We start from the raw sequence: 24,557 nt of genomic DNA on the forward strand, positions 1-24,557 counted from the left end.
GCATCGGGGCCCCTCGGCGTCACGCCACCTGCCCGTACGCCCGCGCCCCTTTGCGCGGCAGCACGGCCCACAACCGGGTCCCGTCGCCGGGCTCCTGGGACGCCCCGAACCCCCACTCACCGTCGCAGGCACGCATCACACAGGCCAGCAGCAGGAGCAGGGACCGCCGCCTGCCGTCGCAGGCCGCTGCGAGACGGCGGTGGGTGTGGCGTGGGTGCCCGTCGTAAAGGCTGATGCGCAGCGCGTCGTCGCGATAGCGCAGCGACAGGTAGACGTTGTCGGACGGCGTGAAGAGGCAGGCACAGGCCGCGAGTTCACCGATCACCTGGATCGCGGCGGCGGTCACGTCATACAGGCCGTGCGCCTCCAGGATCGTACGGGCGGCAGAGCGCGCAACGGCCGGACTGGCGAGCGCGGCGGGAAGGGTGAGGCTATAGGCCAGGTTTTCCGGCACGCGAGGTGTGCGGGTGTCGACGGGGTGCGGGCAGACGGTCACGGCTTCGGGCATGGCAACTCCCTGTTGCAGAGGGTTGATTGATGGCACGGCAGTCAGTGGCCTGTCTCCCTGGCGCGGGCCCGCCTCTCCCAGGGCAGGAGGTCGCGGGCAGGCTCGCGCGATGCGCTTCCGACTGCGTGGAGCGTAAGCGTTGCGTTACTGACTGTAGGGAGTGCCTGGCACAGTGTCCACCTCGCTGAGGGGTAATTACCCCTACCCGTGATGGACTGGCGTGGCCGCGCAGAGGCAGACTGACCCCGACCACCGCGCGGGAAGGGGCTGCATGCCGACCAGGACCACACCAACGGTGCGCCAGCAGCGACTTGGTGCCGAGCTGCGCAAGATGCGTCTCGCTGCCGGGGCCACCACCGAATACGCCGCGGGGCTATTGGGCATCGACCGGACGCGGATCTCCAATATGGAGGGCGGCATCAGGCCGGTCTCCCTTGATCGTGTGCGCACTCTGGCCTGCAATTACGCCTGCCCGGACGAGTCGTACGTTGACGCCCTGGTCGACATGGCCGCGAACCGGGAGCGCGGCTGGTGGGAGCGGTACCGGGGCACGCTCGCCGCCGGGCTGCTGGATATCGCGGAGCTCGAATGGCATGCCGCACGCATTAGCACCACGCAGACGGTCCACGTTCCGGGTCTGCTCCAGACCGAGGACTACGCCCGAGCCGTCTTCACTGCCGTCTTGCCGCCGCCGACACGACTCGAAATCGAATTGCGCGTCGCCCACCGCATGGAGCGCCAGCAGGTCTTCGAGCGGCCTGAGCCACCCACCTATGTGGCATACGTTCACGAGGCAGCGCTGTGTATGAGGTTCGGCGGAGCCGACGTCATGCGCCACCAGCTCAAGCATTTGTGCCACGTGTCGGAACGCGAGGGAGTCGACGTGCGGGTCCTCCCGGTGGAGGTCGGCGCGTTCCCGGGCGCTGGACATGCTCTCCTGTACGCCGGAGGCGTCGTACCTCAGCTCGACACGGTGCAGCTGGACTCTGCCCACGGCCCGGAATTCACGCACGCCGAAGCCCAGCTCGCGAAGTACCGTGCCCATCTGGACTGGATGGACAACGCGTCGCTGTCGGTCCCGGCTTCGCGTGACTTCATCCGCAACATCGAGCGCTCACTCTAGAAAGGTCACCATGCGAGACATCAACTGGGAAGAACCCTTCTGCGGCGAAGGCAACAACTGCTTCCGCATAGGTACCGATGACCAGGGCAACGCCTACATCGCCGTGGCCGGTGCCGAGGACGCCTACGTGACCGACACCCGCGAAGCCCTCCGCATGCTCATCCGTGACATCAAGGCCGGCAAGGCCGACCACCTGCTCTAGGGCGCGTCGGCACTGAGTTGGCGGGGGCCGTCGGGCCCGCTCCGCGCGGAGAATTTGGTTGCAACTGCTCGCGCGCCCTTGTTACCTTCGGCTGCGACATCTCACCGTAGGGTTCCGCCCTCGCCATTCAGCCTCCTTGTGTCCGGTGACACCAGGAAGGTGGGAGTCACACCACGTTCTGACAAGGGTGTGCGGCGATGGTTGTGGTTCGGCGAGCGGAAACGGCTCTGGAAGCCGTTGATCTGGTCAAGACCTACTCGGCAGGCAGGAACAAACCCCCGGTCACCGCGTTGCGGGGGCTGAGCTTTTCCGCTGCGAAGGGGACCGTTTTCGGGCTGCTCGGCCCGAACGGGGCAGGCAAGTCCACCACGGTGAAGATTCTCTCCACGCTGTCCGTCGCGGACTCGGGGTCGGCACGCGCCGCAGGCTTCGACGTTGCGGCGGAGCCGGACCGGGTGCGCCAGGCGATCGGGTTCGTGGCGCAGAAGCCCGGTACGGATCCGAGGGGGACCGCGAGCGAGAATCTGCTGCTCGCGGGCCGCCTGCACGGGATGTCCCGCCGTGACGCCAAGGCGCGGGCCCGTGAGCTCATCGGCAGGTTCGGCCTGGCCGACGCCGCGGAGCGGCTGGTGGGTACGTACTCCGGCGGGATGGCGCGCAAGCTGGACGTCGCGCTGGGGCTGATGCACCGCCCGCAGGTGCTCTTCCTCGACGAGCCGACGACGGGTCTCGACCCCCAGGCCCGGAGCGAGATGTGGCACGAGATCGCCAGGATGGCCGGTGACGAGCAGATGACGGTGCTGCTCACCACGCACTACCTCGACGAGGCCGACCACCTCGCCGACCGGCTGGCGATCGTCGACCACGGCACAGTGGTCGCCGCGGGCACCCCGGAGGAACTCAAGAGCGAGCTGCGCGGTGACGCGGTGCAGGTCGAGCTGGCCGAGTCCGACGGCAGAGCACGCGCGGTGCTGCAACGGGTGCCGGAGCTACGCGAGATCACCATGGACGGGTGCACGGTCCGTGGCCGGACCGATAACGGCGCGCGGGCGTTGCCTCCCGTGCTGGCCGCACTCGACGACGCGGGAATCGTCGTGACCTCTGCGACGCTGGCCCGCCCTTCGCTCGATGACGTCTACCTTCAGCACACCGGCCACAGCCTTGCGGCCGCCGCCGGCGACGACGACGTGAAGGTCCTGGAGGTGGCGAAGTGAGCACGGCACACATCGAACCCGTCGGCACGCGTCCGCTGACCGTGATCACACACTCCGCGTTCCTCACCGGCCGCCTGCTGCGCGCGCTGTGGCGGATGCCCACCTTCCTCGTCATCGGGCTCGTGCAGCCGGTGATCTGGCTGCTGTTGTTCGGGCAGCTCTTCCGGTCGGTGGTGCATCTGCCCGGATTCGCGTACGGCAGCGACGGGTTCCTGACGTTCCTCACCCCGGGTGTGGTGATGATGACCGCGCTGTTCGCGAGCGCGTGGGCAGGGACGACCTACCTGCAGGACATCGACCGCGGTGTGATGGACCGGCTGCTGACCTCGCCCGTCAGCCGGGGCGCCATGATGTGCGCGACCATGGCCCACCAGGCGATCCAGACCGTCATCCAGAGCCTGATCATCGTGGTCATCGCGCTGATCGCCGGCGCCCGCTTCCCCGGCGGCGTCGCCGGGGTCGGGGTCACCGTCCTGGCCGCGGTGCTGCTGACGCTGGTCTTTTCGGCACTGTCCAATGCCGTCGCCCTGCTGACCCGTCAGCAGGCGACGCTGATCGCGATCTCCCAGTTCACCACGCTGCCGCTGATGTTCCTGAGCTCTGCCGTGATGGACCTTCACCTCGCTCCGGCCTGGGTGGGGAACGTCGCCCGGTACAACCCCGTGGAATGGGCGGTCGTCGCGGCGCGGCAGGCGATGTCCGCGCCCGGTGACGGGAGCACGGTCCTGTCCTGTCTGGGACTGCTCGCGGTGGCGGTCCTCGTGATGGGCTTCCTGGCCACACGGGCCTTCCGGGCCTATCGGAAGGCGGCGTAAGGACTGGAGGAGGCGGGCCGCGACGGTGCGGCCCGCCTTTTTCGTCGGGGAAGCTGCGGGTCAGTTACCGCTGCAGTACTGCTCTTCCTTGCCGATCGCGCGGTAGACGCAGTCGGCGGTTTCCAGGAGTTGGAGTACCGCTTCCCGGTTCCGTGCGGTCTCCTTCGGGATCACCGAGTCCTTCGGGTAGAAGCCGCCGGAGCCGAATGAGGACGGGTACATCTCGAAGGTGTAGGCGAAGATCTTCTGGTCGCCCCACAGCCAGTCGTCGATCGAGCCGTCGGTGATGTACAGGTCGCTGGACTGTTCGGGGGTGTAGCCGTTGGTGGCGGCCATGTTCTTGCCGATGGTGGCGAAGGCGTCGTGGTCGTCCTGGGTCATACCGGGGCCGGTGTCGTCGTTGGTGAAGCCGAAGGGCCAGAGGACCAGTTCGCTGTAGGTGTGGAAGTCGATGGCGGCCTTGATCTGCTGTTTGCCGCCCACGTTGCGGCCGTGGACGAACTTCGAGACGACCTGGACCTCGGGGGCCGAGGCGGGGGACTTGCCTCGGTAGGTCTCGGAGGAGGGGCTGGAGGAAGAGCCGCCGCAGCAGCCCCACTTGAAGTCCCAGTTGCGGTTGAGGTCGGTGCCGACGCCGCTCGATCCGGCGTTGGGCTGGCGGTTCTTGCGCCAGCTCCGGAATTGGCCGGAGGCGATGTCGTACTCGCCGCCGTCCGGGTTCAGATCCGGGATGATCCAGATCTCGCGGGAGTCGAGCATCTTGGTGACGCGGGAGTCGCTGCTGTATTTCGAGGTGAACTCCTTGAGGAGGTAGAGGGACATCTCGACCGTGAGGTGTTCCCGGGCGTGCTGGTGGGCGGTGAAGAGGACCTCGGGCTCCTGCTCGTCCTTGGTGACGTTCTTGCTGAGTTTGAGGGCGAGGATGTTGCGGCCCTCGTGGGAGGTGCCGATGACCTGCTTGCTGAGGATCTCCGGGTACTTGGCGACGAGGGCGTCGATCTCCTTCGTGGCCTCGTCGTAGGTGTGGTAGTTCGCGTAGCCGGCCGGGAAGTCCTTGACGCGGGGTTTGTGGGGAGCCGCGGTGGCGAAGCCGGGCGGGTCGGGCAACTTGCGGAGGGTGTAGCCGAGTTCGTGGACCGTGGCGGCCTGGGCGCGGGTCGCGGTGATGACGACCGCGCGGGTGTGGACCTCGTCGATGCTGACGCCGGTCGCGAGGAGGGCGGTGCGCTCGGCGCGGGTGGCGGGGCCGGTCACCTCGTACTGGTGGGGGAGTTCGGCATGCCGCGCGGCGCCGGTGGTGGACCCGGGGGAGGGGGCGTCCTGTGCCTGGGCGGCGGCGATCGGGGCGGCGAGCGTGAGGGAGAGGAGTGCGGCGAGGACAGTGGTGCGTCCACCGCGGATACGTGGTCGCATGCGGTCTCCTGTGGGGTGTGAGGCGAAGCGACGGCGTCAGTGTTCGGCTGTTGGCATGGCCGGGTCAAGACGTCGGACGGTCATATGTGGGGCGCACGGGAATCGGCCACCGGAAAGTGGCGAATCCCTCAACTTCCTCCTGAGGGACGGAAATTGATTGCCAGGCGCTGCGGAGTCGCCAACAATGCGCACGACAAAACCGAAGGTCCGCACAAGGACTTCGGTGACAGACGCTGAGAGGACCCCCACATGAATCGACCTCTCGTCGGCACCCTGGCCACGGCCGCACTGGGCGCCGCAACCCTGTTGGGCACCGTCGGAACGGCACACGCCGCGCCGCAGGACGGTGTCCAGCGCCCCGCACAGAAGAAGACCAAGGCGGTGGACTTCGCCGGCAGTGTCGCGCTGAGCAACTGCTCCGGCTCGGTCGTCCGGATGCCCGGCTCGAAGCCGGAGGACCCGGCACTGGTGATGTCCAACGGCCACTGCCTGGAAGGCGGTATGCCCGGCGCCGGCGAGGTCGTCGTCGACAAGCCGTCCAGCCGCAGCTTCACCCTGCTGGACAAGTCGGCCGGCAAGCTGGGCACGATCAAGGCCACCAAGGTCGCCTACGCCACGATGACCGACACCGATGTCTCGCTCTACGAGACCGGCTCGACCTACGCCGAGATCGAGAAGAAGTACAAGATCAAGCCGTTGGAGCTGGCCACCGAGCACCCGGCCAAGGGCGCGAAGATCAGCATCGTCTCCGGCTACTGGAAGAAGATCTACTCCTGCGGCATCGACGGGTTCGCCTCCACCCTCAAGGAGGGCGAGTGGACCTGGAAGGACTCGGTCCGCTACACCCCGGAGTGCCAGATCATCGGCGGCACGTCCGGATCCCCGGTGGTCGACACCGCGACCGGCAAGGTCACGGCCGTCAACAACACCACCAATGAGAGTGGCGAGGAGTGCACCCTCAACAACCCCTGTGAGGTGGACGAGAACGGCAAGACCACGGTGCGCAAGGGCATCGGCTACGCCCAGGAGACGTACCAGATACCGAAGTGCTTCGGCGACGGCAACAAGCTGGACCTGAACGCCGAGGGCTGTGTGCTGCCGAAGCCGCAGGCCACGCGCCGGTGAGCTGAGGCGGAAGCCGCACCCCAGGTCCCGTGCGCGAGGTGCGCGGGACCTGGGGGCGGGGCCGGCGTCCGGCCGCTGACGGGGAGGGCCCGGGGAGCGTTACGGGAGCCCGTGGACGTGCGCGCCCACCTGGCTCGCGAAGGCATTGCCGTTGGCCGCGTCCCAGTTGGTGGACCAGGTCATGGCGCCGCGGAGCCCCGGATAGGTCCGGGACGGCTTGAAGGAGCCGCAGTTGCTGCCCCGGGTGAGGCAGTCCAGGGCGGCGTTGACGACGGACGGGGCGACATAACCGCCGCCGGCCGCGCGGGCGGAGGCCGGTACCCCGATGCCGACCTGGGACGGATCGAGCCCGCCCTCCAGCTGGATACAGGCGAGCGCGGTCAGGAAGTCGACCGTGCCCTGGGAGTAGACCTTGCCGTCGCAGCCGTTCATCGAACCGCTGTTGTAGTACTGCATGTTGACGGCGGTCAGGAAGTCCTTGATGCCGAGCGCCGTCTTGAAGTACTCGTTCTGCGGTGACTGCATGTCGATGGTCTGCGGGGCCATGGTCACCACGACATCGCCGTGCCGGTCGTGCACGGACTTGAGCGCCTGTGTCATGTGGGTCGAGTTGAGGCCGTTCTCCAGGTCGATGTCGACGCCGTTGAAGCCGTACTCGTCCATCAGGCCGCTGACGGAGTCGGCGAAGTTCTTCGCGGAGGCGGCGTCGTTGACCGACACCGCGCCCCTCTCGCCGCCGACGGAGAGGATCACCGACTTCCCGGCCGCCTGCTTCGCCTTGATATCTGCCTTGAATTCGTCGGTGGAGCCGTAGCCGACGGCCGGGTCGAGGCGGAAGGTGACGGCGCCGGGCTGTCCGGTGGCGTCGGCGAACGAGACCGCGATGATGTCGTAGGCGTCGTCGACGTCCTTGAGTTTCTGCACCGTGGCGCCGTTGTCGAAGTTCTGCCAGTAGCCGGTGACGGCGTGCCGGGGGACGGCGGCGGTGGGTGCGGCGGGGGCCGAGGAGGTCGCGGGGGCCGGGGAGCGGGTTCCGGCCGCCTGCGCGGTACCCGTCCCGACGATGCCGGCCGAGGCCAGCACCGCGGCGGTGAGTCCGGCGAGCAGCCTCGCCGGCAGTCCGGTCATCGGCCTGGTCTTCGGTCTTCCTGATCGTGCGCGAACCACGACTGCCTCCGGATGTGGGGGAGTTGGGGGGTGTGCGGACGCGTGTTCAGGGGCCCCTGTGCGTGCCGTACAACGTGGTCCAGACCAATCGCTCTGTCAAGAGTCCTGTCGGAAGCGGATGTTCCTCTGCGGGACGCTTGGCCGGTATACGCCATTTCCCTGCGGGGTGATGGTCATGACGAGTAGCCCAGAACGTGTTCTCTGGGACGTATCTCTGTGGATAAAGTGCTGAGCGAATGGCGCCGATGGCGCAGAGCTGTGCCGATCCGCGGTCCCGGGACCCCCGGCGGCCGGAGGGAGTGGGGGAGCGACGTGCCGACCGCGATTGCAGTCACCAGCCCTGACCTCGCGCTGCCTGCGACTGACCGGCAGACCCCCGCCGCCGTCGTCGTCCAGGCTCCGCATCTCCAGCCACTGGACGACGCCCTGACGGAGACCAGCGCGATACTGGAGCACCACGGCCATCTCGTCGTGCTGTACTCCTCCGTCTGCCCGCCGGAACACATCCGCCGGCTGCACACCCTGCGCGCCGTCCTGGAGAGCGACCGGATCGCCATCGTGCCGCTGTCCCTGCCGCCGCTGGGGGTGGCCTTACTGGCCCGGCAGCTGCGGCAGTTGTCGCTGTGCGACTTCAGCCCCGGGGTGCTGGCCAGCGCGGCCCGGCTGCTGACCCACTACATTCACGCCGGCGCCCTGCTGGGCAGCGTCAACGGCCTGGACCGGGTCGAGGTCGATCTCCGGGCCCATATGAAGTCCTGGCTGCCCGGCGCGCATTTCGCGGTGCTGGCCCATCCCCAGCCGCAGTTGCTGCATCTGGACCGGCACAGCACCGAGGCCGGACTACCGGCGCCCGGGTTCGCCACCCAGCTCGCGGTCGCCCGCGGTCAGCTCACCTCGGAGTGGGTGACCGGTGCGCTCGCCCCGGCCTGGCAGGTGCAGGGGGTTTACGAGGCCCGGCTGCCTGCCGAGTCCGCCCGGTGGTGGGGCACACAGAAGCTGATCGAATTCGCGGCGGCCATACCGGATGTGTCGGTCCTCTATCAGCTGGTGGCCTCCGTACGCCGCGAGGAGTGCGGCTGGTGCGGGCTGGAACTCCTCGGCGACCGCTGCGCGTTCTGCGCGGCCCCACTGGCGAGGCAACGGGCGACGGGGGGTGGCGGCTCGGGCCAGGGGCCGGCGGCCATAGGGGCCCCGGCATCCCCTGCGGTTGCGGTGCAGGCCCCCGCCGTCCACGCTCCGGGGGCGGCCGGGGCCCGTGCTTCCGCTGCTGCCCCGGCTTCGGGCGTTGCTCCGGCTCCGGGCGCTGGGGCGTCTCCGGGTGGTGCGTCGTCTCCGGGCGCTGTGGCGTCTCCGGGCGTCGGGGCGTCTCCTGGTGCCGCGCCCGTGCCCGCGCACGCTCCGGTTCCGGTTCCGGTTCCGGCCGCCGGTCAGGGCCCGGGGCAGGCACAAAGCCAGGGACAGACCCAAAGCCCGGAACAGGCCCGCGGCCAGGCTCAGTCTGCCGCGCCCTCGTCCACTCCGGCCCCGGCCCCGGTGGCCACTCCAACCCCGGCCCAGGTGCCCACTCCGGCCCCGGCCGCCCCGGCATCCACTCCGGCCCCGGCCCAGCCGTCCACTCCCGCCCCGCCCCCACCCTCCGGCATTTCCGGTGCGCCCGCGTCCTCCTCCGCCTCGCCGCCGGCCGGGCAGCCTGCCTCGCCGTGGGGCGAGCGCGACCTGGCGCCGGTGGTGCCGCCGTCGGGAGTGTCCGGTGTGCCGGATGCGCCCGGTGTGGTGGGTGTATGGGGCGGCCGCCCCGGTGGCTGTGGTGAATCCGGGCAACTGGACGTACGCGGACCGGATCTCGCGGCGGGCGGCCCGGCGGCGCCGGGGAACCCGTACGGGTCCGGCCGCCCGGTGCCGGGAAACCCCTATGCGACCGACGCGCCCCACGTCTCCGGCCAGTGGGAGCTGCCCGGTCACCCCGACTTCGCCGGCCACCCCGATTTCACCGGTCACTCCGATGTCGCCGGTCATCCGGATCTTCCCGGTCACCCGGACGTCCCCGGCACCCCGCGGACGGTGGCCCGCGTGCGCTGAGCCCGAACGGGCCGCCGTGGCCCCGCCCCGCCGGCCGTCCCCGCAGGCCGTCCCCGCCGGGTGGTCCCGCCCGGTGACCGCCCGCCCCCCGTCCGCCCGCCCGTCCCTTCTCCCCGTCCCGATCGAGGTCCCTCCCCCATGAACTCACGCCAGCGCCGCGGAGTGATCCTGCTGCTCCTGTCGGTTCTCTGTGCGGTCGGCGCGTTCGTCGGCGTGCTGTCGGTGATCAAGAACGTCGAATCCAAGGTCGGACCCGAGAAGACCGCGTACCGGCTGAAGACGGATGTCGCGGCCTATAAAGAGCTGGATCCTGGGCAGTTCGAAAGGGTGACGATGCCGCAGCGGTGGCTGCCGCCCACCGCCGTGACCGACCTGGACCAGGTCAGCGGCAGGATCGCGGTGACCCCGCTGAAGAAGGGGTCGCTGCTGCAGGACGACATGATCGTCGAGCGGCCCGCGCTGAAGGCGGGGCAGCAGGAGATCGCCATCATGATCGATGCCGCCACCGGTGTGGCCGGCAAGATCAACCCCGGTGCCCGGGTGAACATCTACGCCACCTTCGAGGGCAAGCGCCCCGAGGACAAGCCGGTCTCCAAGGTCATCGTCGCGGGCGCCCAGGTCATCGACGTCGGCAAGCTGACGCCCCTGGAGGCCAAGGACCCCGGGGACACCACCGCCAACAGCCGGCAGGCCGGTGAGGCCGTCCCGATCACCTTCGCGCTGAACACCCAGGACGCCCAACGGGTCGCGTACGCCGAGTCCTTCGCCTCCCACGTACGGCTCGCCCTGCTCGCCCCCGGCGACGGGACCGCCATCCCGCCCGGCCAGCGCAGCTACACCCTCGACGGCGACAAGTGACCCGGAGCCTCAGGTGACCATCCGCATCCTCCCGGCCATCGGTGACCCCGATGCCGCACGCGCCGTGTCCTCGCTGCTCCACCAGCTGCCGGACGCCGAACCCTCGCCCACGGTCGCCGACTCCGCCGCGCTGCTCCACGCGCTGGCCGGCGCCGCCGCCCAGGGGGCCGGCGCTCCGGCCGCGGGTGCCCCGCCCGCCGCGGGCCAGCCGTCCGCCGTGGAGGCGCTGCCCGAGGTCGTGCTCGTCCATGAGCGGATCGGTCCGACGCCGGCGCTGGAGCTGATCCGTGAGGTGGCCCTGCGCTTCCCGGCCGTCGGCGTCGTTCTGATCACCACGGACGCCGGGCCCGCGCTGTTCTCCGCGGCGATGGACGCCGGTGCCCGCGGCATCGTCGGGATGCCGCTCGGCTACGACGAGCTGGCCGCCCGGGTGCAGGCCGCCGCCCAGTGGTCGGCGGGCGTACGGGTCCACCTAGGGGGGAGCCCGGAGGCGGTGCCCGGGCCGGCCGGCACGCTGGTGACGGTGACGGGCGCCAAGGGCGGCGTCGGCACCACCGTCACCGCCGTACAACTGGCGCTGGCGGCGCGGGCCGCGGGCCGCAGTGTCGCGCTGGTGGACCTGGATCTGCAGTCCGGTGACGTGGCCTCCTATCTGGACGTCCAGTTCCGCCGCTCGGTGGTCGATCTGGCGGGCATTCACGACATCTCCGTACGGGTCCTCCAGGACGCCGTGCACGACCACCACACGGGCCTCGGGCTGCTGCTGGCGCCCGAGGAGGGCGAACGCGGTGAGGAGGTCGACGACCGGGCGGCCCGCCAGATCATCGGCGCGCTGCGCTCCCGCTACGAAGTGGTGCTGGTCGACTGCGGCTCCCAGATGCAGTCCGCCAACGCCGCGGCCGTCGAACTCGCCGATCTGGCCCTGCTGGTGACCACTCCGGACGTGGTGGCCGTACGGGCCGCCAAGCGGCAGGTCCGACTGTGGGACCGGCTGCAGATCCGTAAGGCGGAGGACACCACGACGGTGGTCAACCGCCTCACCCGGAACACCGAGATCCAGCCGCCGCTGGTCGCCAAGGCCACCGGCACCCAGGTCGCCCGGACCCACGTACCGGCCGCCTTCAAGGAGCTCCAGCCCTGTGTCGACGCGGGCCGGATGCAGGATCTGGACAACCGGTCCACGGTCAAGCAGGCACTGTGCGCGCTGGCCGGCGAACTCGGTCTGGTCGACTCGCCGGCCGCGCGGCAGGGCCGCGGCAGCCACCGGGCCCGCCCGACGCTGACGGGGCGCAAGCGCAAGGCCATAACGCCGGGGGCGGCTCCCGGTTCCGGGGGAGTTCCGGGTCAGGCACCGGGGGCGGCCTCCGGGGCGGGTCCGGGCTCCGGTACCCGGTTCGGCGTGCGGCGGGGTCCCGCGGCGGCGGCCGGCGGCCAGGGGCCGTTCGACCCGTCCGGCGAGGGCTGAGCGGTGCGGCGCCCGCTGGGCGGTGACGACCGGGGGCAGGTGGCCGTGGAGTTCATGGGGCTGCTCCCGCTGATCCTGCTGGTCCTCGCCCTGCTCTGGCAGTTGGTGCTGGTCGGGTACACCTACTCGCTCGCCGCGCACTCCGCCGACCGCGGCGCACGGGCCGCCACCGCCACCGAGGGCGGCGGCGCGGGCGCCTGCCGCACCGCCGCCGAGGACGAGCTGCCCGGCTCCTGGCGCGCGGGCGCCTCGACCTCCTGCGGAACGGAGTCGGGCCTGTGGAAGGCAACGGTCCGGATCAAGGTCCCGGTGCTCTTCCCCGGCGCGGGCAGCTACCCGTGGACGGTCACCGGTTCGGCCGGCGCCGCGAAGGAGGACACCGGATGAGCGCTGTACGCCTTCCCGCCCGGCTGCGCGGCCACGGCCGCGACCGGGGCCAGGTCTCCATCGAATTCCTCGGCTTCCTGCCGATCCTGCTGGTCGTCGGGCTGGCCGTGGTCCAGCTCGGTCTGGCGGCCTACACCGTCCAGCAGGCCGGGACCGGAGCGCGCGCCGCGGCCCGTACCGCCTCGATGGACGAGGCCGACCGGGAGGCCGGCCCGCAGGACGCCGGCCGGTCCGCGATGAGCGGCTGGGTCGCGGACGGCGCGACGATCTCGGTGGGCGGCGGGGGCGACGAGGTCAGCGCGACGGCGCGGGTACCGATCCCCTCGATCATCCCCGGCGTCGACAACTTCGGCACCGCCAGCCGCACCGCCACCATGCCCCGCCCGCAGGAACCCGGCGCCCTGGGTCTCCGGGCCGCGGACACGTACGAAGGAGCACCCCCGCGATGAGCCTGAAAGCCCGGATCGTCGCACCCGAGCCGGCCGGTGAGGCGCGCGAGGACAGCCATATGGTCGCCGTCTACCGTGCCAAGCTGCTCGAAGAGATCGACCTCGCCGAGATGTCCTCGCTGGCCGCGGCCGAGCGCCGCTCGCGGCTGGAACGCGTACTGGGCCACATCATCAGCCGCGAGGGCCCGGTGCTCTCCACCGCCGAACGCTCCCAGCTCATCCGCCGGGTCGTGGACGAGGCGCTGGGCCTGGGAGTGCTGGAGCCGCTGCTGGAAGACGCCTCGATCACCGAGATCATGGTCAACGGCCCGGACCAGGTGTACGTCGAGCGGGCCGGCCGGGTCGAGCTGCTGCCCGTGCGCTTCGCCTCGCACGAGCAGCTGATGCAGACCATCGAGCGGATCGTGTCCACCGTCAACCGCCGGGTCGACGAGTCCAATCCGATGGTCGACGCCCGGCTCCCGTCCGGCGAGCGCGTCAATGTCATCATCCCGCCGCTCGCGCTGAACGGCGCCACCCTCACCATCCGCCGCTTCCCGCGCGCCTACACCCTCGCCGAACTCATCGGCATGGGCACGCTCGACGAGCAGATGCTGATGCTGCTGGCGGGGCTGGTGCGGGCCAAGTTCAATGTGGTGGTCTCCGGTGCCACCGGTGCGGGCAAGACCACGCTCCTCAACGCGCTGTCCGGTCTGATCCCGGACGGGGAGCGGATCATCACCGTCGAGGACGCCGCCGAACTCCAGCTCCAGCAGAGCCATGTCATCCGGCTGGAGTCCCGGCCGCCCAACGTCGAGGGCAAGGGCCGGATCACCATCCGCGACCTGGTCCGCAACTCCCTGCGGATGCGCCCCGACCGGATCATCGTCGGCGAGGTGCGCGGCGGCGAGACCCTCGACATGCTCCAGGCGATGTCGACCGGCCACGACGGCTCGCTGGCCACCGTGCACGCCAACAGCGCCGAGGACGCCCTGATGCGGCTGCAGACCCTGGCGTCCATGTCCGACGTCAAGATCCCCTTCGAGGCGCTGCGGGACCAGATCAACAGCGCCGTCGACTGCCTGGTCCAGCTCACCCGGCACGCCGACGGCTCCCGCCGGATCAGCGAGATCGCCATCCTCGACTCCCGCGGCCACGAGGACTACCGGATCGCCACGGTCTGCCGCTTCGACGCCGAACCGATGGGCGCCGACCGCATCGTGCACGGCCGCTTCCGCTACTTCCCGCTGCCCCGCCGGGTCGCCGAACGCCTCTTCATGGCGAGTGAGCCCACCCCGCCCGCCTTCGGCGTCGCCACCCACGACGACCAACTCGCCACCCGGAAGGCCCTCTCATGACCGGCGGGAACCCCCTCGCCCTGCTCGCCATCGGCGCCACGCTGCTGTGCGGGCTGCTCGCGATCGCCGGCGCCCGGACGTACGCGGCCGGGCGCGCCCAGCGGCAGGCCGTCGTCGACCGGCTGGCCGACGAGCGCGGACTGCCGGCGACCGGGCGCCGCCGCTTCCCGTCCGTCGACCGGGCGCTGCGCGGCACCCGCTTCGGCCGCCGCCTCGAACTGCGGCTGACCGCCACCGGCCTGGACGTCACCCCCGGCGAGTTCGTCGTCTATCTGCTCGGCGCGATCCTCGCGCTGTGGCTGGTCGCGCAGGCCACCCTCGCCCCGTTCTTCGGCCCGATCGCCGCACTGGTCGCCATCTGGGCGGCGTTCGCCTTCCTCAACTGGCAGCGGCAGAAGCGCATCGAGAAGTTCATCAACCAGCTGCCCGAGCTCTCCCGGATCCTCGCCAACGCCACCCAGGCCGGGCTCGCGCTGCGGACGGCCCTGGGCATGGCGGCCGAGGAGCTGGAGGCCCCGGCCGGTGAGGAGCTGGCCAAGGTCTCCGACAAGCTCTCCGTCGGCCACTCCATCGACGAGGCACTCGGCGAGCTGGCCGAACGCCTCCCGTCCCGCGAACTCGTCGTGCTCGTCACCACGCTGGTGCTCGCCAACCGCGCCGGAGGCACCGTCGTCGGCTCGCTGCGCAACCTCACCAAGACCCTGGAGGAGCGCAAGGAGACCCGCCGGGAGGTCCGCACCCAGCTCTCCCAGGTCGTGGTCACCGCCTATGTCGTCCCGCTGCTCGGGATCGGCACCCTGCTGCTGATGAACCGGATCGCGCCGGGCGCCATCGACCGGATGACCTCCTCCTTCCTCGGCCAGCTCGCGGTCGTGGTGGCCTTCGCCCTCTACGGCCTCGGGTTCTTCTTCATCCGCCGCCTCTCCAAGATCGACGTCTAGGTATCGGTATCGCCATGGCACTCGGAATCCTGCTGGCCCTCGCCTTCGCCCTCTCGGTCGCCGGTATCTGCTGCGGTATCGCGCTCTACCGGCGCGAAGCCCGGCTGCCGCCCGACCTGGCGCTGTCCCTGGAGGTCGGCGCGACCCGCACCACGGCCGTCGGTTCGGCGGTGGACCGCGCCGGGATGCGGTACGCGCCCCTGGTGCTGCGGCTGATGGGCGGTAAGCGCACCGCCCGGGTCCGCCGCCGGATCGACCTGGCGGGCAATCCGGGCGGGCTGACCGTCGACCGGTACGCCGCCCGGCGCGCCGTCTACGGGGCCCTCGGCTTCTTCGGCGCGCTGGTGATGTTCCTGCGCGGCCAGCCGCTGCTCGGTGTGCTGATGGTGCTCTTCGGCCTCTTCTGGACCGAGGTCGGTATCTGGGCCGCCATCCGGCAGCGCAAGGACACCATCGAGCGCACCCTTCCGGACTTTCTGGATGTGCTGGCCGTCGTGGTCAGCGCCGGCCTGGGCTTCCGTCAGGCCCTGGACCGGGTCGCGGAGAAGTACGAGGGGCCATGGGCCGATGAACTCCGCATCACCCTGCGGCAGATGGACATGGGCGTCAGCCGCCGCGCGGCCTTCGAGGAACTGCGCAAACGCAATGACTCCGAACAGGTCGCGCAGTTCGTCACCGCCCTCCAGCAGGGCGAGGAGCTGGGCTCGCCGATCGTCGAGACGCTGATCCAGATCGCCGACGACATGCGCCGGACCGACGCCCAGAACGCCCGGCGCCGGGCCGCCCGCGCGGTCCCCAAGGCCACCATGGTCGTCACCACCTTTATGGTTCCGGCCACGATGATCCTGCTCATCGCCGGTTTCTTCCTGGGCTCGGGCACCAACTTCGGGTCGCTGATGGGCAGGTGACCCGTGGTACGGGGCCCGGCACCGGCCCCGCCCGCACCGGTCCGGCGCCACGGGACCGGGCCCGGCGTCCGTGCGCCGGCCGCCCTCGGCGCGGCGTTCGGCCGCACCCCCGCCCCGCCCTCCGCCGCCACCCGTCAGGACTGCCGCCGCTTCGGCTCGTCCTTGCGGATGCACATCTTCGCGTGGACGGGCCCGGGCGGCGGCGCCCCGTAATCGGCCGGATGAGTGCGCCGCGGGCCCGGCTTCCCGTCAACTCCTTCGCAACAGCAACGAGTTGTGTCACAGTGGGTGGGCGGACGGTTGCGCTCGCACTATGGTGCTGAGGAATCGTCCGGTCTTTATGGGTGACGGAACGGGGCATGGTCCCGGCGGGGAGCGGGGGTGGGTAGAGTGCGACTGAGTGGCCGAAATGCGATGTTGTGCCTGTCATCCGGGTTCCCGAAAGAGGATTGGGTACGGAATCCCTGTTCCGGGCACGCTGTTCCGGCGTACTTTTCTCGTGTCGTGAGCGCGGCCGAACGCGCCGACACCACGGGGACAGACCAGCCGGACCAGAGCGGTACGGCCGCCCATGGAGGGGAAGACGATGGCGAAGCGTATTTTGGGGAACGACCGGGGACAGACCTCGATCGAGTACCTCGGCATCATCGCGGTGGTCGTGGCGATCGTCCTGGTCCTGTCGACCACGGACTTCGGCAGCCAGATCGCGAACGCCATCGCCAACAAGATCTCCGACGTCGTCGGCATTTAGCCCCCACCGCCATCACCGTGCCGGCCATGACCCCACGCTGCCGCCGGCGCGACGCAGGGCAGGCCTTCCCGCTCTACATCGTCGCGGTCGGGGGCCTGCTCTTCCTCGCGCTCGCCTTCTTCGCCGTCGGGCAGGCGGCGGCCACCCGTAACGGTGCGCAGACCGCCGCAGACGCGGCCGCGCTCGCCGCCGGCCAGAAGTACCGCGACCTGCTGCGCGAGGGTGTGCTCGACGGCCTCCGCGACGGCAGCTACCGGACCGATCCGACGGCCTGGGAGGAACTGCTGAACGGGCGCGGCGCCCCGTCCGAGGCGGCCTGCGCGAGCGCGGGCTGGTTCGCAGGACGCAACGGCGCCGAGCTCTCCGGCCCCCGCTGCACCCCGGACTCCTGGCCCACCGCGTTCGCCGTCCAGGTCACCACCCGCAACACCGTGGGGGATTCCGTCATCCCGAAGACCAGCAGCACCCATGCGTCGGCCGAGGCGAAGTCCGTCGTCGGCCCCCGCTGCACCCTCGACCCCGCCAAGGACGACACCGGCGGGGCGGACGGCAAGGGCGGCAAGGACGACGAGGGGGGCAAGGGCGGTAAAGACGGCAAGGACGACGACGCCCCCGCCCCCGTCGACATCACCTGCGACGGCACGCGCTGGACGCTCGACCCCGATCACCTCCAGGACCTGCCCGACGCCGCCGACCTGTTCTCCGTACGCCTCGCCCATTGACCGCCCGCACCCGACCACCCCCCTTGAGACGACCAGACGACGATCAAAGGAATCGCATCCCATGAGCATTCGGCGCACCACGAAGGCCGCCAGGGGAGCGGTCGCCATGGCGAGCGCTGTCGGCCTCGCGCTCGTTGTGGCCGGCTGCGGTGGTGGTAACGGCGGCGGCGCGAAGGGGTCGGACGGCGACAAGCCGCCGGCCCGCAGCACCGCCCCCAAGGACAGTGGCCCCGGCGCCCCGGCGGCCGACTCCGACAAGGTGATCGGGGAGATGAAGGGGCCGGACGGCGTGGTGGTCACGCTGCACTCCGTCGTCCGTGACTCCGGCGGCTTCGTCACCGTCAACGGCACGGTCACCAACCGCGGCACCCGCGCCTTCAACGCCATCGACTGGCGCTCCAACGAGACCGAGCTGCGCTCCCGTTCGTCCATCTCCGGGGCGACCCTCGTCGACAAGGCGGGCAAGAAGCGGTATCTGGTGCTGCGCGACACCAACGGCGAGTGCCTGTGCACGACCGGCCTCAGCGGGCTGATGCCGGGTGCCAGCCGCCCGGTCTTCGCGCAGTTCCCGGCGCCGCCGGCCAAGGTGACCGAGGTCGACTTCCAGCTGCCGACCCTGCCGCCGGCCAGCGTGCGGATCACGGACTGAGCGGGCAGCGATGACCGCGACCCAGATGCCCCGAGGACGCCGGGTGCGCCGAGCGCCCCGCAGCGCCGCCACCGCCGCCTTCGCGCTGCTGCTCACCGCGGCGCTGACGGTCCCCGTCGCCCATGCCGATCCGCCGGGCGTGACCGAGGACTCCAGCCCGCCGGTGCACATCGACCCCCACGACCCCGATCTGCGGATGGTGCAGGGCGGCAAGCTCGCCCCGTCCAAGGTCCTCAACATCAAGTCGATCGTCGAGGCCGACGACGGCTCCGAGCGCCGCCAGGACACCAACGACAATGTGACCTTCGCGCTCCAGGCCGAGGTGCTCTTCGGCAAGGACAGTGCCGAGCTGACGCCGGAGGCGCTGTCCCGGATCAGCACGATCGGCGCGGAGATCAAGAAGCAGAACGCCACCCGTCTGCGGGTCTTCGGCTTCACCGACAACCTGGGCTCGGCGAGCCACGGACTGGTGCTGTCCAAGAAGCGCGCCAACGCCGTCCAGCAGGAGCTGGCCAAGGACCTCGGCTCGTCCGTCACCTTCCAGATCCGCGGCTACGGCGAGCAGTACCCGATCGCCGACAACGGCACCGAGGTGGGACGCAAGAAGAACCGCCGGGTCGAGGTCAGCTTCCCGCGGGCCTCGTGACCGGGGCGGGTGCCGGAGTCGGCCGCATACTGCGGCGGATGACCAGGCTGCCCACCACCTTGTCGTGCAGACACTGGCGCAACGTCCGGTCCCAGCAGCAGGCCAGCGGGTCCAGCAGCCCGAGCACCGGCACCAGTCGCATGCCCAGATGGGCCAGGTGCCGCCCCAGGGCGGCCCCGTAGGACAGCGGGCTCCCGTCGGCGAGCCGTACGACGCTCAGTCCGCACAGGAGCTTGCCCAGGGTGCCGCCGCAACGGGCCGTCAGCAGCGGCGAGTAGAGGAAGAGCAGCGCCACGGCCACCAGGACGCCGAGGTAGAACGGCGAGTTGTCCTTGCTGTCGCCGAAGGTGACGACCAGGCCGACGCCCGTGGTGACCAGGAACAGGACGGTGACGGCGAGCACCACGTCGATGAGGAGCGCGAGCAGCCGCAGCCCCCGGTTACCGAGGATGCGCGGGGCCGGCCCCTGGGGCGCCGGAGCCGCGGGGTACGCGGGGCCCGCCGGAAGTCCGGGGTCCGCCGGAAGTCCGGGGCCCGGCGGAGGTATGTGTCTGGGTGGCGGTGTCGCGTTCATGCCGCGCATGTGACCATCCCGCCCTGCCCGGCGGCAACTTGATACCGGCAGGCCCCCTGGGGCGGCCGGAGCGCGTGCGCCCGACGTATTGAACCGTACGATCCAATAACTGCTAGCGTTTCCGTTATGGCGCGACCCAGGAAATTCGACGAGGGGCAGGCGCTCGACGCCGCGATGGACGCGTTCTGGGCCGCCGGCTATGCGGCGACCTCCACCCAGGACCTGTGTGACGCCACGGGCCTGGGGCGCAGCAGCATCTATCACACCTTCAAGAGCAAGCACGACCTCTTCGAGCGGGCGCTGGCCCGCTACATGGAGCACAAGAACGCCGAACTCTTCACGCTGCTGGAGAGCGAGTTGCCCGCGCGGCAGAAGATCCGCGCGCTCCTGCAGCGGGTGATCGACGAGGAGTGCGCCGACGACGGGGACGGCCGTGGCTGTCTGGTGGTCAACACCTGTATCGAGGTGTCGGCCCATGACCCGTCGGTCGCGGCCTCGCTGGAACAGGACTACGGCGTACGGCTGGCGGCCCTCCGAGCCGTGATCGAGTCCGGTCAGCGCGACGGCGACATCGCGCCCGGCAAGGACGCCGGCACCCTCGCCCACCTCGTCATCGCCTCGGTCGGCGGGCTGCGCGTCTCGGCGCGGTCCGGCGTCGGCCGCGCCGCCCTGGAAGCCGTCGCGGACGCGACGCTCAGCACCTTCTGACGGCCTGGCGAACGCCTGCGGTCCGCCCGCCCGGCTGTCCGCCGCCCGGCGCACGCCCGCGGTCCGTCCGCCCGGCCGCCCGCCGCCCAGCGCACGCCCGCGGCCCGGCCCGCACGTCCGCCCCTGCCACCCCCCTCACCGCGCGTCCCCGCCCCGTACCGCCACCAGCACCGCCCCCGCCGCGGCGAGCGCGGCCACCGCGAGGCCGAAGGTGGTGGCCGCCGACGGGAGGCCGATGGCGTCGCTGAGGTAGCCGTCGGCGACCGGGAGGGCACCGGCGAGGACATAACCACCCGCGTTCAGCGCCGCGTTGGCCTCCGCGCGGCGGGTCGCCGGTACCTCACGGCTCAGCAGCGTCAGCCCGCCCAGCTGTCCGGCCCCCTGACCCGCACCGGCCAGGATCACCGCGGCGATCAGCGGGGGCAGAGTGCCGGTGTGCACGGCGGCGACCATGGCCAGGCCGGCCGAGACGGTGGCACCGCCGGCGGTGAGCAGGACCGTACGGACCGCCCGTCGCCCCAGCGCGAACTGCACGCCGGTGGCGGCCAGGAACATCGCCAGCGCCAAACCGCCCGCCAGTGCGCGGTTCGTCGTGCCGAGCAGCCCGGACAGCAGGGACGGCCCGAGCGACAGCACGAAGGCGGTGGCGCTGATGCCGGGGGCGAACGCGGCGAGCCCCAGGGCGAGATGGCGGCGGTTGTCCCGGGGGACGGCCGGCAGCCGCACCCAGGAGCCGGACGGGCCGCTCGCACCGGCGCCCGCCCGGCGCGGCGGCAGCGGCATCCTGGCCACCACCGCCAACGCCGTGACCAGCAGGGCGGCTTCGACGACGAAGACGGTGACGGTCGGCGCGGGCACGGTCTCCGACAGCACCCCGGCCAGTACGGGCCCGATCCCGGCGCCCAGCACCATCGCGGCGGAGGCGAGCAGCGGCCCCGTCCGGCGGCCGGCCGCGAGATCGGTGACGGCGGCCATCCCGGCCGACACGGCGGCACCGGTGGCCACTCCGGTCAGCAGACGGGCGACGACCAGCACGGCCACCGAGGGTGCGGTGGCGTAGAGGAGGCAGGCGACGATGCCCAGGAGCAGCGCCGGGACCAGTACCGGCTTCCGCCCGAGACGGTCCGCGGCCACGCCCGCCACCAGCAGCGCGCCGAGCAGTCCGGCCACATAGGCGGCGTACACCAGCGTCAAGGTGCCGGAGCGGAAGCCGAGTTGCCGCTGCCAGACGGCGTACAGCGGCATCGCCGCATTCGACAGGATGAAGAGCGCGACCACCGGCCAGGCGGCGAACCAGACCTCCCGGGTGGGCGGCGGCGCGGCCGGGAGCGGTGCGGTCGTGGGTGGCGTGGCCGTGGGTGGCGTGGTTGCCGCGGGCGCGGTCACGGGCACCGGTGCGGGCCGGGTTTCGGGCATGGGTGTGTCCCCTCCTCCAGCGAGTACGAGTTGATTCGTACAAGCGGTACGAGAAGATTCGTACAGTGCCACACAGTACGATGCAAGTCGTACTGAGTGACCGGGTGACCGGGGGACCGACCAGAAGGAGCGCCGGATGTCGTCCAAGGCGGGCGTGCGAGCCGAGCAGACCCATGCGACCGGGCAGGCCGCGGCGGCGGGAGAGGCGTCGCGGCGCGCCTTCGCGGCGGCGCAACGGCCCGTCCCGGACGGCGCCCCCGAGCCGCTGCCGGAGCCGGCGCGCGCCGCCCTGCGGCTGGAGACCGTCATGGGCGCGCTCAGCGATCCCCTGCGGATGCACATCGTGCGCACCCTCCTGCTGGAGTCGGAGGCCTTCGACCACACCTGTGGCTGGTTCGGCCTCGACCGGCCCAAGTCCTCGCTCACCCACCACTTCCGGGCGCTGCGGGACGCCGGGCTGATCCGTCAGCGGCAGTACGGGCTGGAGCGGCGCAGCCATGTCCGGGTGGACGACCTGGAGGCGCGGTTCCCCGGGCTGCTGGCACTGGTCGCCGACTGGCGGGAATGAGCGCGCGGACCGCCGTCAGCGGCGGGCTTCGACGCCCAGGCGCAGTCCGGGACGCAGGCCCCAGCGCGCCATGGCGCCGGCCTCCGCCTCCAGGACGTGCCGGGCGCGGAGGCGGGGAAGCCCCAGCCGCCCCGGGGGCATGGTGCGTACGGCGAGCACGGTGAAGTCCCGGCTCAGATAGGCGACATCGATCGCGAACCGCATCCGGAAGGTGTGCACCCCGCTCGCCGGGGTGAGCAGCAGCGCCCCCTCGATGCCGTCGCGGCCCAACAGGCCCCGGGCGCGGGCGCGGTAGGACGCCGCGATCTCCACCGGAACGGCGCTCTCCACGCCGTGCAGGACTCCCGGACCGTTCTCCCAACGCGCCATGCGCAGCGTTCTATCAGCTCCCGCACTCCAGGTCTTTCCCGGCGGACGGGCTCCGGACCGGCGCTGGACGGCTCTAGGGTCGACAGGTGTCATTGATGCTGATGGTTCTCGCCGCCGTCTACGGGGCCGCGGCCGGGCTGCTCATACCGCGGCCCGCCCACCGGATGGCCGTCGAGCCCGAGGAGGAGTGGCGCGCGGTCTGTCCCGGGGGGCATCCGATCACCGGTCCGGCCCGGGGCTGGCTGGGGCGCGGGCGCTGCCCGGACTGCGGGGCGTACGGGCCCGGCCCACTGCCGACGGCGGCGGCCACCGCACTGGTCTGCGCGGCCCTCGCGGCGGCCACCGGGCCACGGCCGGAACTCGTCGCCTGGCTGGTGATGGCACCGGTCGCGGTGCTGCTGACCGCCGTCGACTGGCGGGCCCGGCGCCTCCCGGACGCGCTGACGCTGCCGCTCGCGGTCGCGGGAGCGGCGCTGCTGGGGCTCGGCGGCTGGCTGACGGGGGAGACCGGGGCATGGCGGCGGGCCCTGCTGGGCGGGCTGTTCCTCGGCGCCTTCTATCTCCTGCTCTATGTCGTGAACCCACGGGGCATCGGGCTGGGCGACGTCAAGCTCGCGGTCGGGCTGGGGATCGCCCTTGGGTGGTACGGCTGGCGCACCCTCGTCGTGGGCGGCGCGGCGGGGGTGCTGATCGGCGCGCTCTACGCCGCGGGGCTGCTGCTCGTACGGCGCGAGGCGTGGAAAGAGGCCATGCCACTGGGGCCCTTCATGATCATCGGGGCGTTCTGCGGGCTGCTCCTGGGCGCCGCCGCGGCGGCCTGACCCCCACCTGTGCCGGAGCCTCCGGCACACCCCGCTCCACCCGAGCCACGCCGCCGCGCGCGCCGGTGCACGCAGCACCCCTCCCGCGGGGTTATGGTGGAAACCCCCCCTCGGGCCGGTCCGTATCCCCCCCCACGGACCGGCCCGCTTTTTTGTGCGCGCACGGGCGGCGAGTGGCCCCGCTGACATCGGGTGCGGTTCGGTTGCGCCCGGAAGGGGCGCGGGGAACTGCGCGACCAGCCACAACGCGGCCGCAGACGCATCACGGCACCTCCCGGCACGTCCCGCGTGCGGAGCGCTTACCGCCGCGCCCAGATGTTCACACCGTCCGTGGTCCTGGCGAACTCGTCGATCTGGGCCAGCTCGGCCTCCGTGATCGCGGGGGCGTCGAGGGCCGCGATATTGGCCTCCAGCTGGGCGACGCTGCTGGCGCCGATCAGGGCGGAGGTCATCCGCTCGTCGCGCAGCACCCAGCCCAGGGCGAGCTGGGCCAGCGACTGGCCACGGCGGGCGGCGATGTCATTGAGGCCCCGGAGCCGCCGTACGACCTCGTCGGACAGCAGGTTCGGGTCCAGGGACTTGCCCTGGGCGGCGCGCGAGCCCTCGGGGATGCCCTGCAGATACTTGTCCGTCAGCATGCCCTGTGCCAGTGGCGCAAAAGAGATGCAGCCCATGCCCTCCGCTTCGAGGGTGTCCAGCAGCAGGTCGTCCTCGGTCCAGCGGTTGATCATCGAGTACGAGGGCTGGTGGATCAGCGCCGGTACGCCCATGGCGCGCAGGATGCCGGCCGCGTCCCGGGTCTGCTCGGCGTTGTACGAGGAAATGCCGACATACAGGGCCTTGCCCTGCTGTACGGCGGACGCCAGCGCGCCCATCGTCTCCTCGAGCGGGGTGTCGGGATCGAAGCGGTGCGAGTAGAAGATATCGACGTAATCGACCCCCATCCGCTTCAGGGAGGCATCCAGCGATGAGAGGAGATATTTCCGCGAACCCCATTCGCCGTAGGGGCCGGGGTGCATCAGATATCCGGCCTTCGTCGAGAGAATCATCTCGTCGCGGTAGCCGCGGAAGTCCTGTGCAAAGATCTTTCCGAAGTTGAGCTCGGCGGACCCGGGTGGCGGACCGTAGTTGTTGGCCAGATCGAAGTGGGTCACGCCCAGGTCGAAGGCGCGGCGCAGGATGGCGCGCTGGGAGCTCAGGGTGCGGTCGTCCCCGAAGTTGTGCCAGAGTCCAAGGGAGATAGCGGGGAGTTTGAGTCCGCTGCGACCCGTTCGCCGGTACTTCATCGAGTCGTAGCGGGAATCCGCTGCACGGTAGTCGGTGCCAGTCATGCTCATCTCCC

The 24,557-nt window shown here is 71.2% G+C and carries 27 protein-coding genes; 20 read left to right on the forward strand and 7 right to left on the reverse strand.

Features of this window, described 5'->3' with window-relative positions:
* Window positions 1–19 precede the first annotated feature (19 nt).
* Window positions 20–508 (reverse strand): ATP-binding protein, encoded by a 489-nt coding sequence (locus NUT86_RS26390; RefSeq protein WP_148591692.1) that lies wholly within the window; start codon window positions 506–508, stop codon window positions 20–22.
* Between the two features lie 271 nt (window positions 509–779).
* Between NUT86_RS26390 and NUT86_RS26395 the strand changes: the two genes are divergently transcribed.
* The 4 genes from NUT86_RS26395 to NUT86_RS26410 all read left to right on the forward strand — a co-directional run bounded on the left by NUT86_RS26395 (window position 780) and on the right by NUT86_RS26410 (window position 3,862).
* The gene (locus tag NUT86_RS26395) at window positions 780–1,631 is read left to right on the forward strand and encodes a helix-turn-helix domain-containing protein (RefSeq protein WP_274737893.1); all 852 of its coding nucleotides are present in this window, start codon (window positions 780–782) and stop codon (window positions 1,629–1,631) included.
* A 10-nt stretch (window positions 1,632–1,641) separates the two neighbouring features.
* Window positions 1,642–1,833 carry a hypothetical protein gene (locus NUT86_RS26400; protein WP_274737894.1) on the forward strand — a complete coding sequence of 64 codons (192 nt, stop codon included), beginning with the start codon at window positions 1,642–1,644 and terminating at the stop codon, window positions 1,831–1,833.
* Between the two features lie 197 nt (window positions 1,834–2,030).
* Entirely contained in the window at window positions 2,031–3,047 is a 1,017-nt protein-coding gene (locus NUT86_RS26405) for an ATP-binding cassette domain-containing protein (protein WP_274737895.1), read from the forward strand.
* Window positions 3,044–3,862 (forward strand): ABC transporter permease, encoded by an 819-nt coding sequence (locus NUT86_RS26410; RefSeq protein WP_018089294.1) that lies wholly within the window; start codon window positions 3,044–3,046, stop codon window positions 3,860–3,862. Before NUT86_RS26405 ends, NUT86_RS26410 begins: the two co-directional genes overlap by 4 nt.
* 60 nt (window positions 3,863–3,922) lie before the next feature.
* Here the strand turns inward: NUT86_RS26410 and NUT86_RS26415 are convergent, their stop codons facing one another.
* Window positions 3,923–5,275: a M14 family metallopeptidase gene (locus tag NUT86_RS26415; RefSeq protein ID WP_274737897.1), complete on the reverse strand. Its 1,353-nt coding sequence runs from the start codon at window positions 5,273–5,275 to the stop codon at window positions 3,923–3,925.
* Window positions 5,276–5,524: 249 nt separating this feature from the next.
* On the opposite strand from NUT86_RS26415, the gene NUT86_RS26420 reads away from it, so the two are divergent.
* Window positions 5,525–6,400, forward strand: coding sequence for a S1 family peptidase (locus NUT86_RS26420; RefSeq protein WP_018089296.1), 876 nt, complete (start codon window positions 5,525–5,527; stop codon window positions 6,398–6,400).
* Window positions 6,401–6,499: 99 nt separating this feature from the next.
* Here the strand turns inward: NUT86_RS26420 and NUT86_RS26425 are convergent, their stop codons facing one another.
* Window positions 6,500–7,528 (reverse strand): chitinase, encoded by a 1,029-nt coding sequence (locus tag NUT86_RS26425; RefSeq protein WP_274737899.1) that lies wholly within the window; start codon window positions 7,526–7,528, stop codon window positions 6,500–6,502.
* Window positions 7,529–7,879: 351 nt separating this feature from the next.
* Here NUT86_RS26425 and NUT86_RS26430 point away from each other — a divergent pair, with 351 nt between their 5' ends.
* The 12 genes from NUT86_RS26430 (at window position 7,880) to NUT86_RS26485 (ending at window position 18,759) form a co-directional block, all read left to right on the forward strand.
* On the forward strand, window positions 7,880–9,646 hold the full coding sequence (locus tag NUT86_RS26430) for a hypothetical protein (protein WP_274737901.1): 1,767 nt from the start codon (window positions 7,880–7,882) through the stop codon (window positions 9,644–9,646).
* 138 nt (window positions 9,647–9,784) lie between these two features.
* On the forward strand, window positions 9,785–10,504 hold the full coding sequence (cpaB, locus tag NUT86_RS26435) for a Flp pilus assembly protein CpaB (RefSeq protein ID WP_026169570.1): 720 nt from the start codon (window positions 9,785–9,787) through the stop codon (window positions 10,502–10,504).
* Window positions 10,505–10,517: 13 nt separating this feature from the next.
* On the forward strand, window positions 10,518–11,969 hold the full coding sequence (locus NUT86_RS26440) for an AAA family ATPase (RefSeq protein ID WP_018089300.1): 1,452 nt from the start codon (window positions 10,518–10,520) through the stop codon (window positions 11,967–11,969).
* Between the two features lie 3 nt (window positions 11,970–11,972).
* Window positions 11,973–12,356 carry a TadE/TadG family type IV pilus assembly protein gene (locus NUT86_RS26445; protein ID WP_018089301.1) on the forward strand — a complete coding sequence of 128 codons (384 nt, stop codon included), beginning with the start codon at window positions 11,973–11,975 and terminating at the stop codon, window positions 12,354–12,356.
* Window positions 12,353–12,805, forward strand: coding sequence for a TadE/TadG family type IV pilus assembly protein (locus NUT86_RS26450; RefSeq protein WP_018089302.1), 453 nt, complete (start codon window positions 12,353–12,355; stop codon window positions 12,803–12,805). Before NUT86_RS26445 ends, NUT86_RS26450 begins: the two co-directional genes overlap by 4 nt.
* Window positions 12,802–14,142 carry a CpaF family protein gene (locus NUT86_RS26455; RefSeq protein WP_018089303.1) on the forward strand — a complete coding sequence of 447 codons (1,341 nt, stop codon included), beginning with the start codon at window positions 12,802–12,804 and terminating at the stop codon, window positions 14,140–14,142. Before NUT86_RS26450 ends, NUT86_RS26455 begins: the two co-directional genes overlap by 4 nt.
* Window positions 14,139–15,083, forward strand: a complete 945-nt coding sequence (locus NUT86_RS26460; protein WP_018089304.1) for a type II secretion system F family protein — start codon at window positions 14,139–14,141, stop codon at window positions 15,081–15,083. The genes NUT86_RS26455 and NUT86_RS26460 overlap by 4 nt, the downstream gene beginning before the upstream one ends.
* 14 nt (window positions 15,084–15,097) lie before the next feature.
* Window positions 15,098–15,991, forward strand: coding sequence for a DUF5936 domain-containing protein (locus NUT86_RS26465; protein ID WP_018089305.1), 894 nt, complete (start codon window positions 15,098–15,100; stop codon window positions 15,989–15,991).
* 586 nt (window positions 15,992–16,577) lie between these two features.
* Window positions 16,578–16,742, forward strand: a complete 165-nt coding sequence (locus NUT86_RS26470; RefSeq protein ID WP_018089307.1) for a membrane protein — start codon at window positions 16,578–16,580, stop codon at window positions 16,740–16,742.
* Window positions 16,743–16,768: 26 nt separating this feature from the next.
* Window positions 16,769–17,464, forward strand: coding sequence for a pilus assembly protein TadG-related protein (locus tag NUT86_RS26475; protein ID WP_159486390.1), 696 nt, complete (start codon window positions 16,769–16,771; stop codon window positions 17,462–17,464).
* Between the two features lie 61 nt (window positions 17,465–17,525).
* Complete coding sequence (locus NUT86_RS26480; RefSeq protein ID WP_093637520.1) at window positions 17,526–18,113, forward strand: hypothetical protein; 588 nt, start codon at window positions 17,526–17,528, stop codon at window positions 18,111–18,113.
* 10 nt (window positions 18,114–18,123) lie between these two features.
* Window positions 18,124–18,759, forward strand: coding sequence for an OmpA family protein (locus NUT86_RS26485; protein ID WP_266439190.1), 636 nt, complete (start codon window positions 18,124–18,126; stop codon window positions 18,757–18,759).
* Here the strand turns inward: NUT86_RS26485 and NUT86_RS26490 are convergent.
* Window positions 18,737–19,333, reverse strand: coding sequence for an RDD family protein (locus NUT86_RS26490; protein ID WP_274737912.1), 597 nt, complete (start codon window positions 19,331–19,333; stop codon window positions 18,737–18,739). The two genes, NUT86_RS26485 and NUT86_RS26490, sit on opposite strands and share 23 nt — an antisense overlap.
* Before the next feature lie 126 nt (window positions 19,334–19,459).
* On the opposite strand from NUT86_RS26490, the gene NUT86_RS26495 reads away from it, so the two are divergent.
* Entirely contained in the window at window positions 19,460–20,041 is a 582-nt protein-coding gene (locus NUT86_RS26495; RefSeq protein WP_274737913.1) for a TetR/AcrR family transcriptional regulator, read from the forward strand.
* Window positions 20,042–20,176: 135 nt separating this feature from the next.
* On the opposite strand, the gene NUT86_RS26500 is transcribed toward NUT86_RS26495, so the two are convergent.
* Window positions 20,177–21,457 carry an MFS transporter gene (locus tag NUT86_RS26500; RefSeq protein ID WP_174876338.1) on the reverse strand — a complete coding sequence of 427 codons (1,281 nt, stop codon included), beginning with the start codon at window positions 21,455–21,457 and terminating at the stop codon, window positions 20,177–20,179.
* Between the two features lie 136 nt (window positions 21,458–21,593).
* Between NUT86_RS26500 and NUT86_RS26505 the strand changes: the two genes are divergently transcribed.
* A complete protein-coding gene (locus NUT86_RS26505) occupies window positions 21,594–22,025 on the forward strand; it encodes an ArsR/SmtB family transcription factor (protein ID WP_174876337.1) in 432 nt (143 codons plus the stop codon).
* A 15-nt stretch (window positions 22,026–22,040) separates the two neighbouring features.
* Here NUT86_RS26505 and NUT86_RS26510 read toward each other — a convergent pair whose 3' ends face one another.
* The gene (locus tag NUT86_RS26510) at window positions 22,041–22,394 is read right to left on the reverse strand and encodes a DUF192 domain-containing protein (RefSeq protein ID WP_274737914.1); all 354 of its coding nucleotides are present in this window, start codon (window positions 22,392–22,394) and stop codon (window positions 22,041–22,043) included.
* 95 nt (window positions 22,395–22,489) lie between these two features.
* On the opposite strand from NUT86_RS26510, the gene NUT86_RS26515 reads away from it, so the two are divergent.
* The gene (locus NUT86_RS26515) at window positions 22,490–23,215 is read left to right on the forward strand and encodes a prepilin peptidase (protein WP_381845240.1); all 726 of its coding nucleotides are present in this window, start codon (window positions 22,490–22,492) and stop codon (window positions 23,213–23,215) included.
* A gap of 299 nt (window positions 23,216–23,514) precedes the next feature.
* On the opposite strand, the gene mgrA is transcribed toward NUT86_RS26515, so the two are convergent.
* Window positions 23,515–24,546, reverse strand: a complete 1,032-nt coding sequence (mgrA, locus tag NUT86_RS26520; protein WP_274737917.1) for an L-glyceraldehyde 3-phosphate reductase — start codon at window positions 24,544–24,546, stop codon at window positions 23,515–23,517.
* Window positions 24,547–24,557 lie beyond the last annotated feature (11 nt).

Source organism: Streptomyces sp. G7(2002) (genome assembly GCF_028870195.1).
GTDB classification, from domain to species: Bacteria; Actinomycetota; Actinomycetes; order Streptomycetales; family Streptomycetaceae; genus Streptomyces; species Streptomyces nigrescens.

Excerpts from the sequence above, each read along its gene's own strand:
- NUT86_RS26390 (WP_148591692.1), bottom strand. The coding sequence starts at position 508 with ATGCCCGAAGCCGTGACCGTCTGCCCGCACCCCGTCGACACCCGCACA.
- NUT86_RS26395 (WP_274737893.1), top strand. The coding sequence starts at position 780 with ATGCCGACCAGGACCACACCAACGGTGCGCCAGCAGCGACTTGGTGCC.
- NUT86_RS26400 (WP_274737894.1), top strand. The coding sequence starts at position 1,642 with ATGCGAGACATCAACTGGGAAGAACCCTTCTGCGGCGAAGGCAACAAC.
- NUT86_RS26405 (WP_274737895.1), top strand. The coding sequence starts at position 2,031 with ATGGTTGTGGTTCGGCGAGCGGAAACGGCTCTGGAAGCCGTTGATCTG.
- NUT86_RS26415 (WP_274737897.1), bottom strand. The coding sequence starts at position 5,275 with ATGCGACCACGTATCCGCGGTGGACGCACCACTGTCCTCGCCGCACTC.
- NUT86_RS26420 (WP_018089296.1), top strand. The coding sequence starts at position 5,525 with ATGAATCGACCTCTCGTCGGCACCCTGGCCACGGCCGCACTGGGCGCC.
- NUT86_RS26425 (WP_274737899.1), bottom strand. The coding sequence starts at position 7,528 with ATGACCGGACTGCCGGCGAGGCTGCTCGCCGGACTCACCGCCGCGGTG.
- cpaB (WP_026169570.1), top strand. The coding sequence starts at position 9,785 with ATGAACTCACGCCAGCGCCGCGGAGTGATCCTGCTGCTCCTGTCGGTT.
- NUT86_RS26450 (WP_018089302.1), top strand. The coding sequence starts at position 12,353 with ATGAGCGCTGTACGCCTTCCCGCCCGGCTGCGCGGCCACGGCCGCGAC.
- NUT86_RS26455 (WP_018089303.1), top strand. The coding sequence starts at position 12,802 with ATGAGCCTGAAAGCCCGGATCGTCGCACCCGAGCCGGCCGGTGAGGCG.
- NUT86_RS26460 (WP_018089304.1), top strand. The coding sequence starts at position 14,139 with ATGACCGGCGGGAACCCCCTCGCCCTGCTCGCCATCGGCGCCACGCTG.
- NUT86_RS26465 (WP_018089305.1), top strand. The coding sequence starts at position 15,098 with ATGGCACTCGGAATCCTGCTGGCCCTCGCCTTCGCCCTCTCGGTCGCC.
- NUT86_RS26470 (WP_018089307.1), top strand. The coding sequence starts at position 16,578 with ATGGCGAAGCGTATTTTGGGGAACGACCGGGGACAGACCTCGATCGAG.
- NUT86_RS26475 (WP_159486390.1), top strand. The coding sequence starts at position 16,769 with ATGACCCCACGCTGCCGCCGGCGCGACGCAGGGCAGGCCTTCCCGCTC.
- NUT86_RS26480 (WP_093637520.1), top strand. The coding sequence starts at position 17,526 with ATGAGCATTCGGCGCACCACGAAGGCCGCCAGGGGAGCGGTCGCCATG.
- NUT86_RS26485 (WP_266439190.1), top strand. The coding sequence starts at position 18,124 with ATGACCGCGACCCAGATGCCCCGAGGACGCCGGGTGCGCCGAGCGCCC.
- NUT86_RS26490 (WP_274737912.1), bottom strand. The coding sequence starts at position 19,333 with ATGAACGCGACACCGCCACCCAGACACATACCTCCGCCGGGCCCCGGA.
- NUT86_RS26495 (WP_274737913.1), top strand. The coding sequence starts at position 19,460 with ATGGCGCGACCCAGGAAATTCGACGAGGGGCAGGCGCTCGACGCCGCG.
- NUT86_RS26500 (WP_174876338.1), bottom strand. The coding sequence starts at position 21,457 with ATGCCCGAAACCCGGCCCGCACCGGTGCCCGTGACCGCGCCCGCGGCA.
- NUT86_RS26505 (WP_174876337.1), top strand. The coding sequence starts at position 21,594 with ATGTCGTCCAAGGCGGGCGTGCGAGCCGAGCAGACCCATGCGACCGGG.
- NUT86_RS26510 (WP_274737914.1), bottom strand. The coding sequence starts at position 22,394 with ATGGCGCGTTGGGAGAACGGTCCGGGAGTCCTGCACGGCGTGGAGAGC.
- NUT86_RS26515 (WP_381845240.1), top strand. The coding sequence starts at position 22,490 with ATGCTGATGGTTCTCGCCGCCGTCTACGGGGCCGCGGCCGGGCTGCTC.
- mgrA (WP_274737917.1), bottom strand. The coding sequence starts at position 24,546 with ATGACTGGCACCGACTACCGTGCAGCGGATTCCCGCTACGACTCGATG.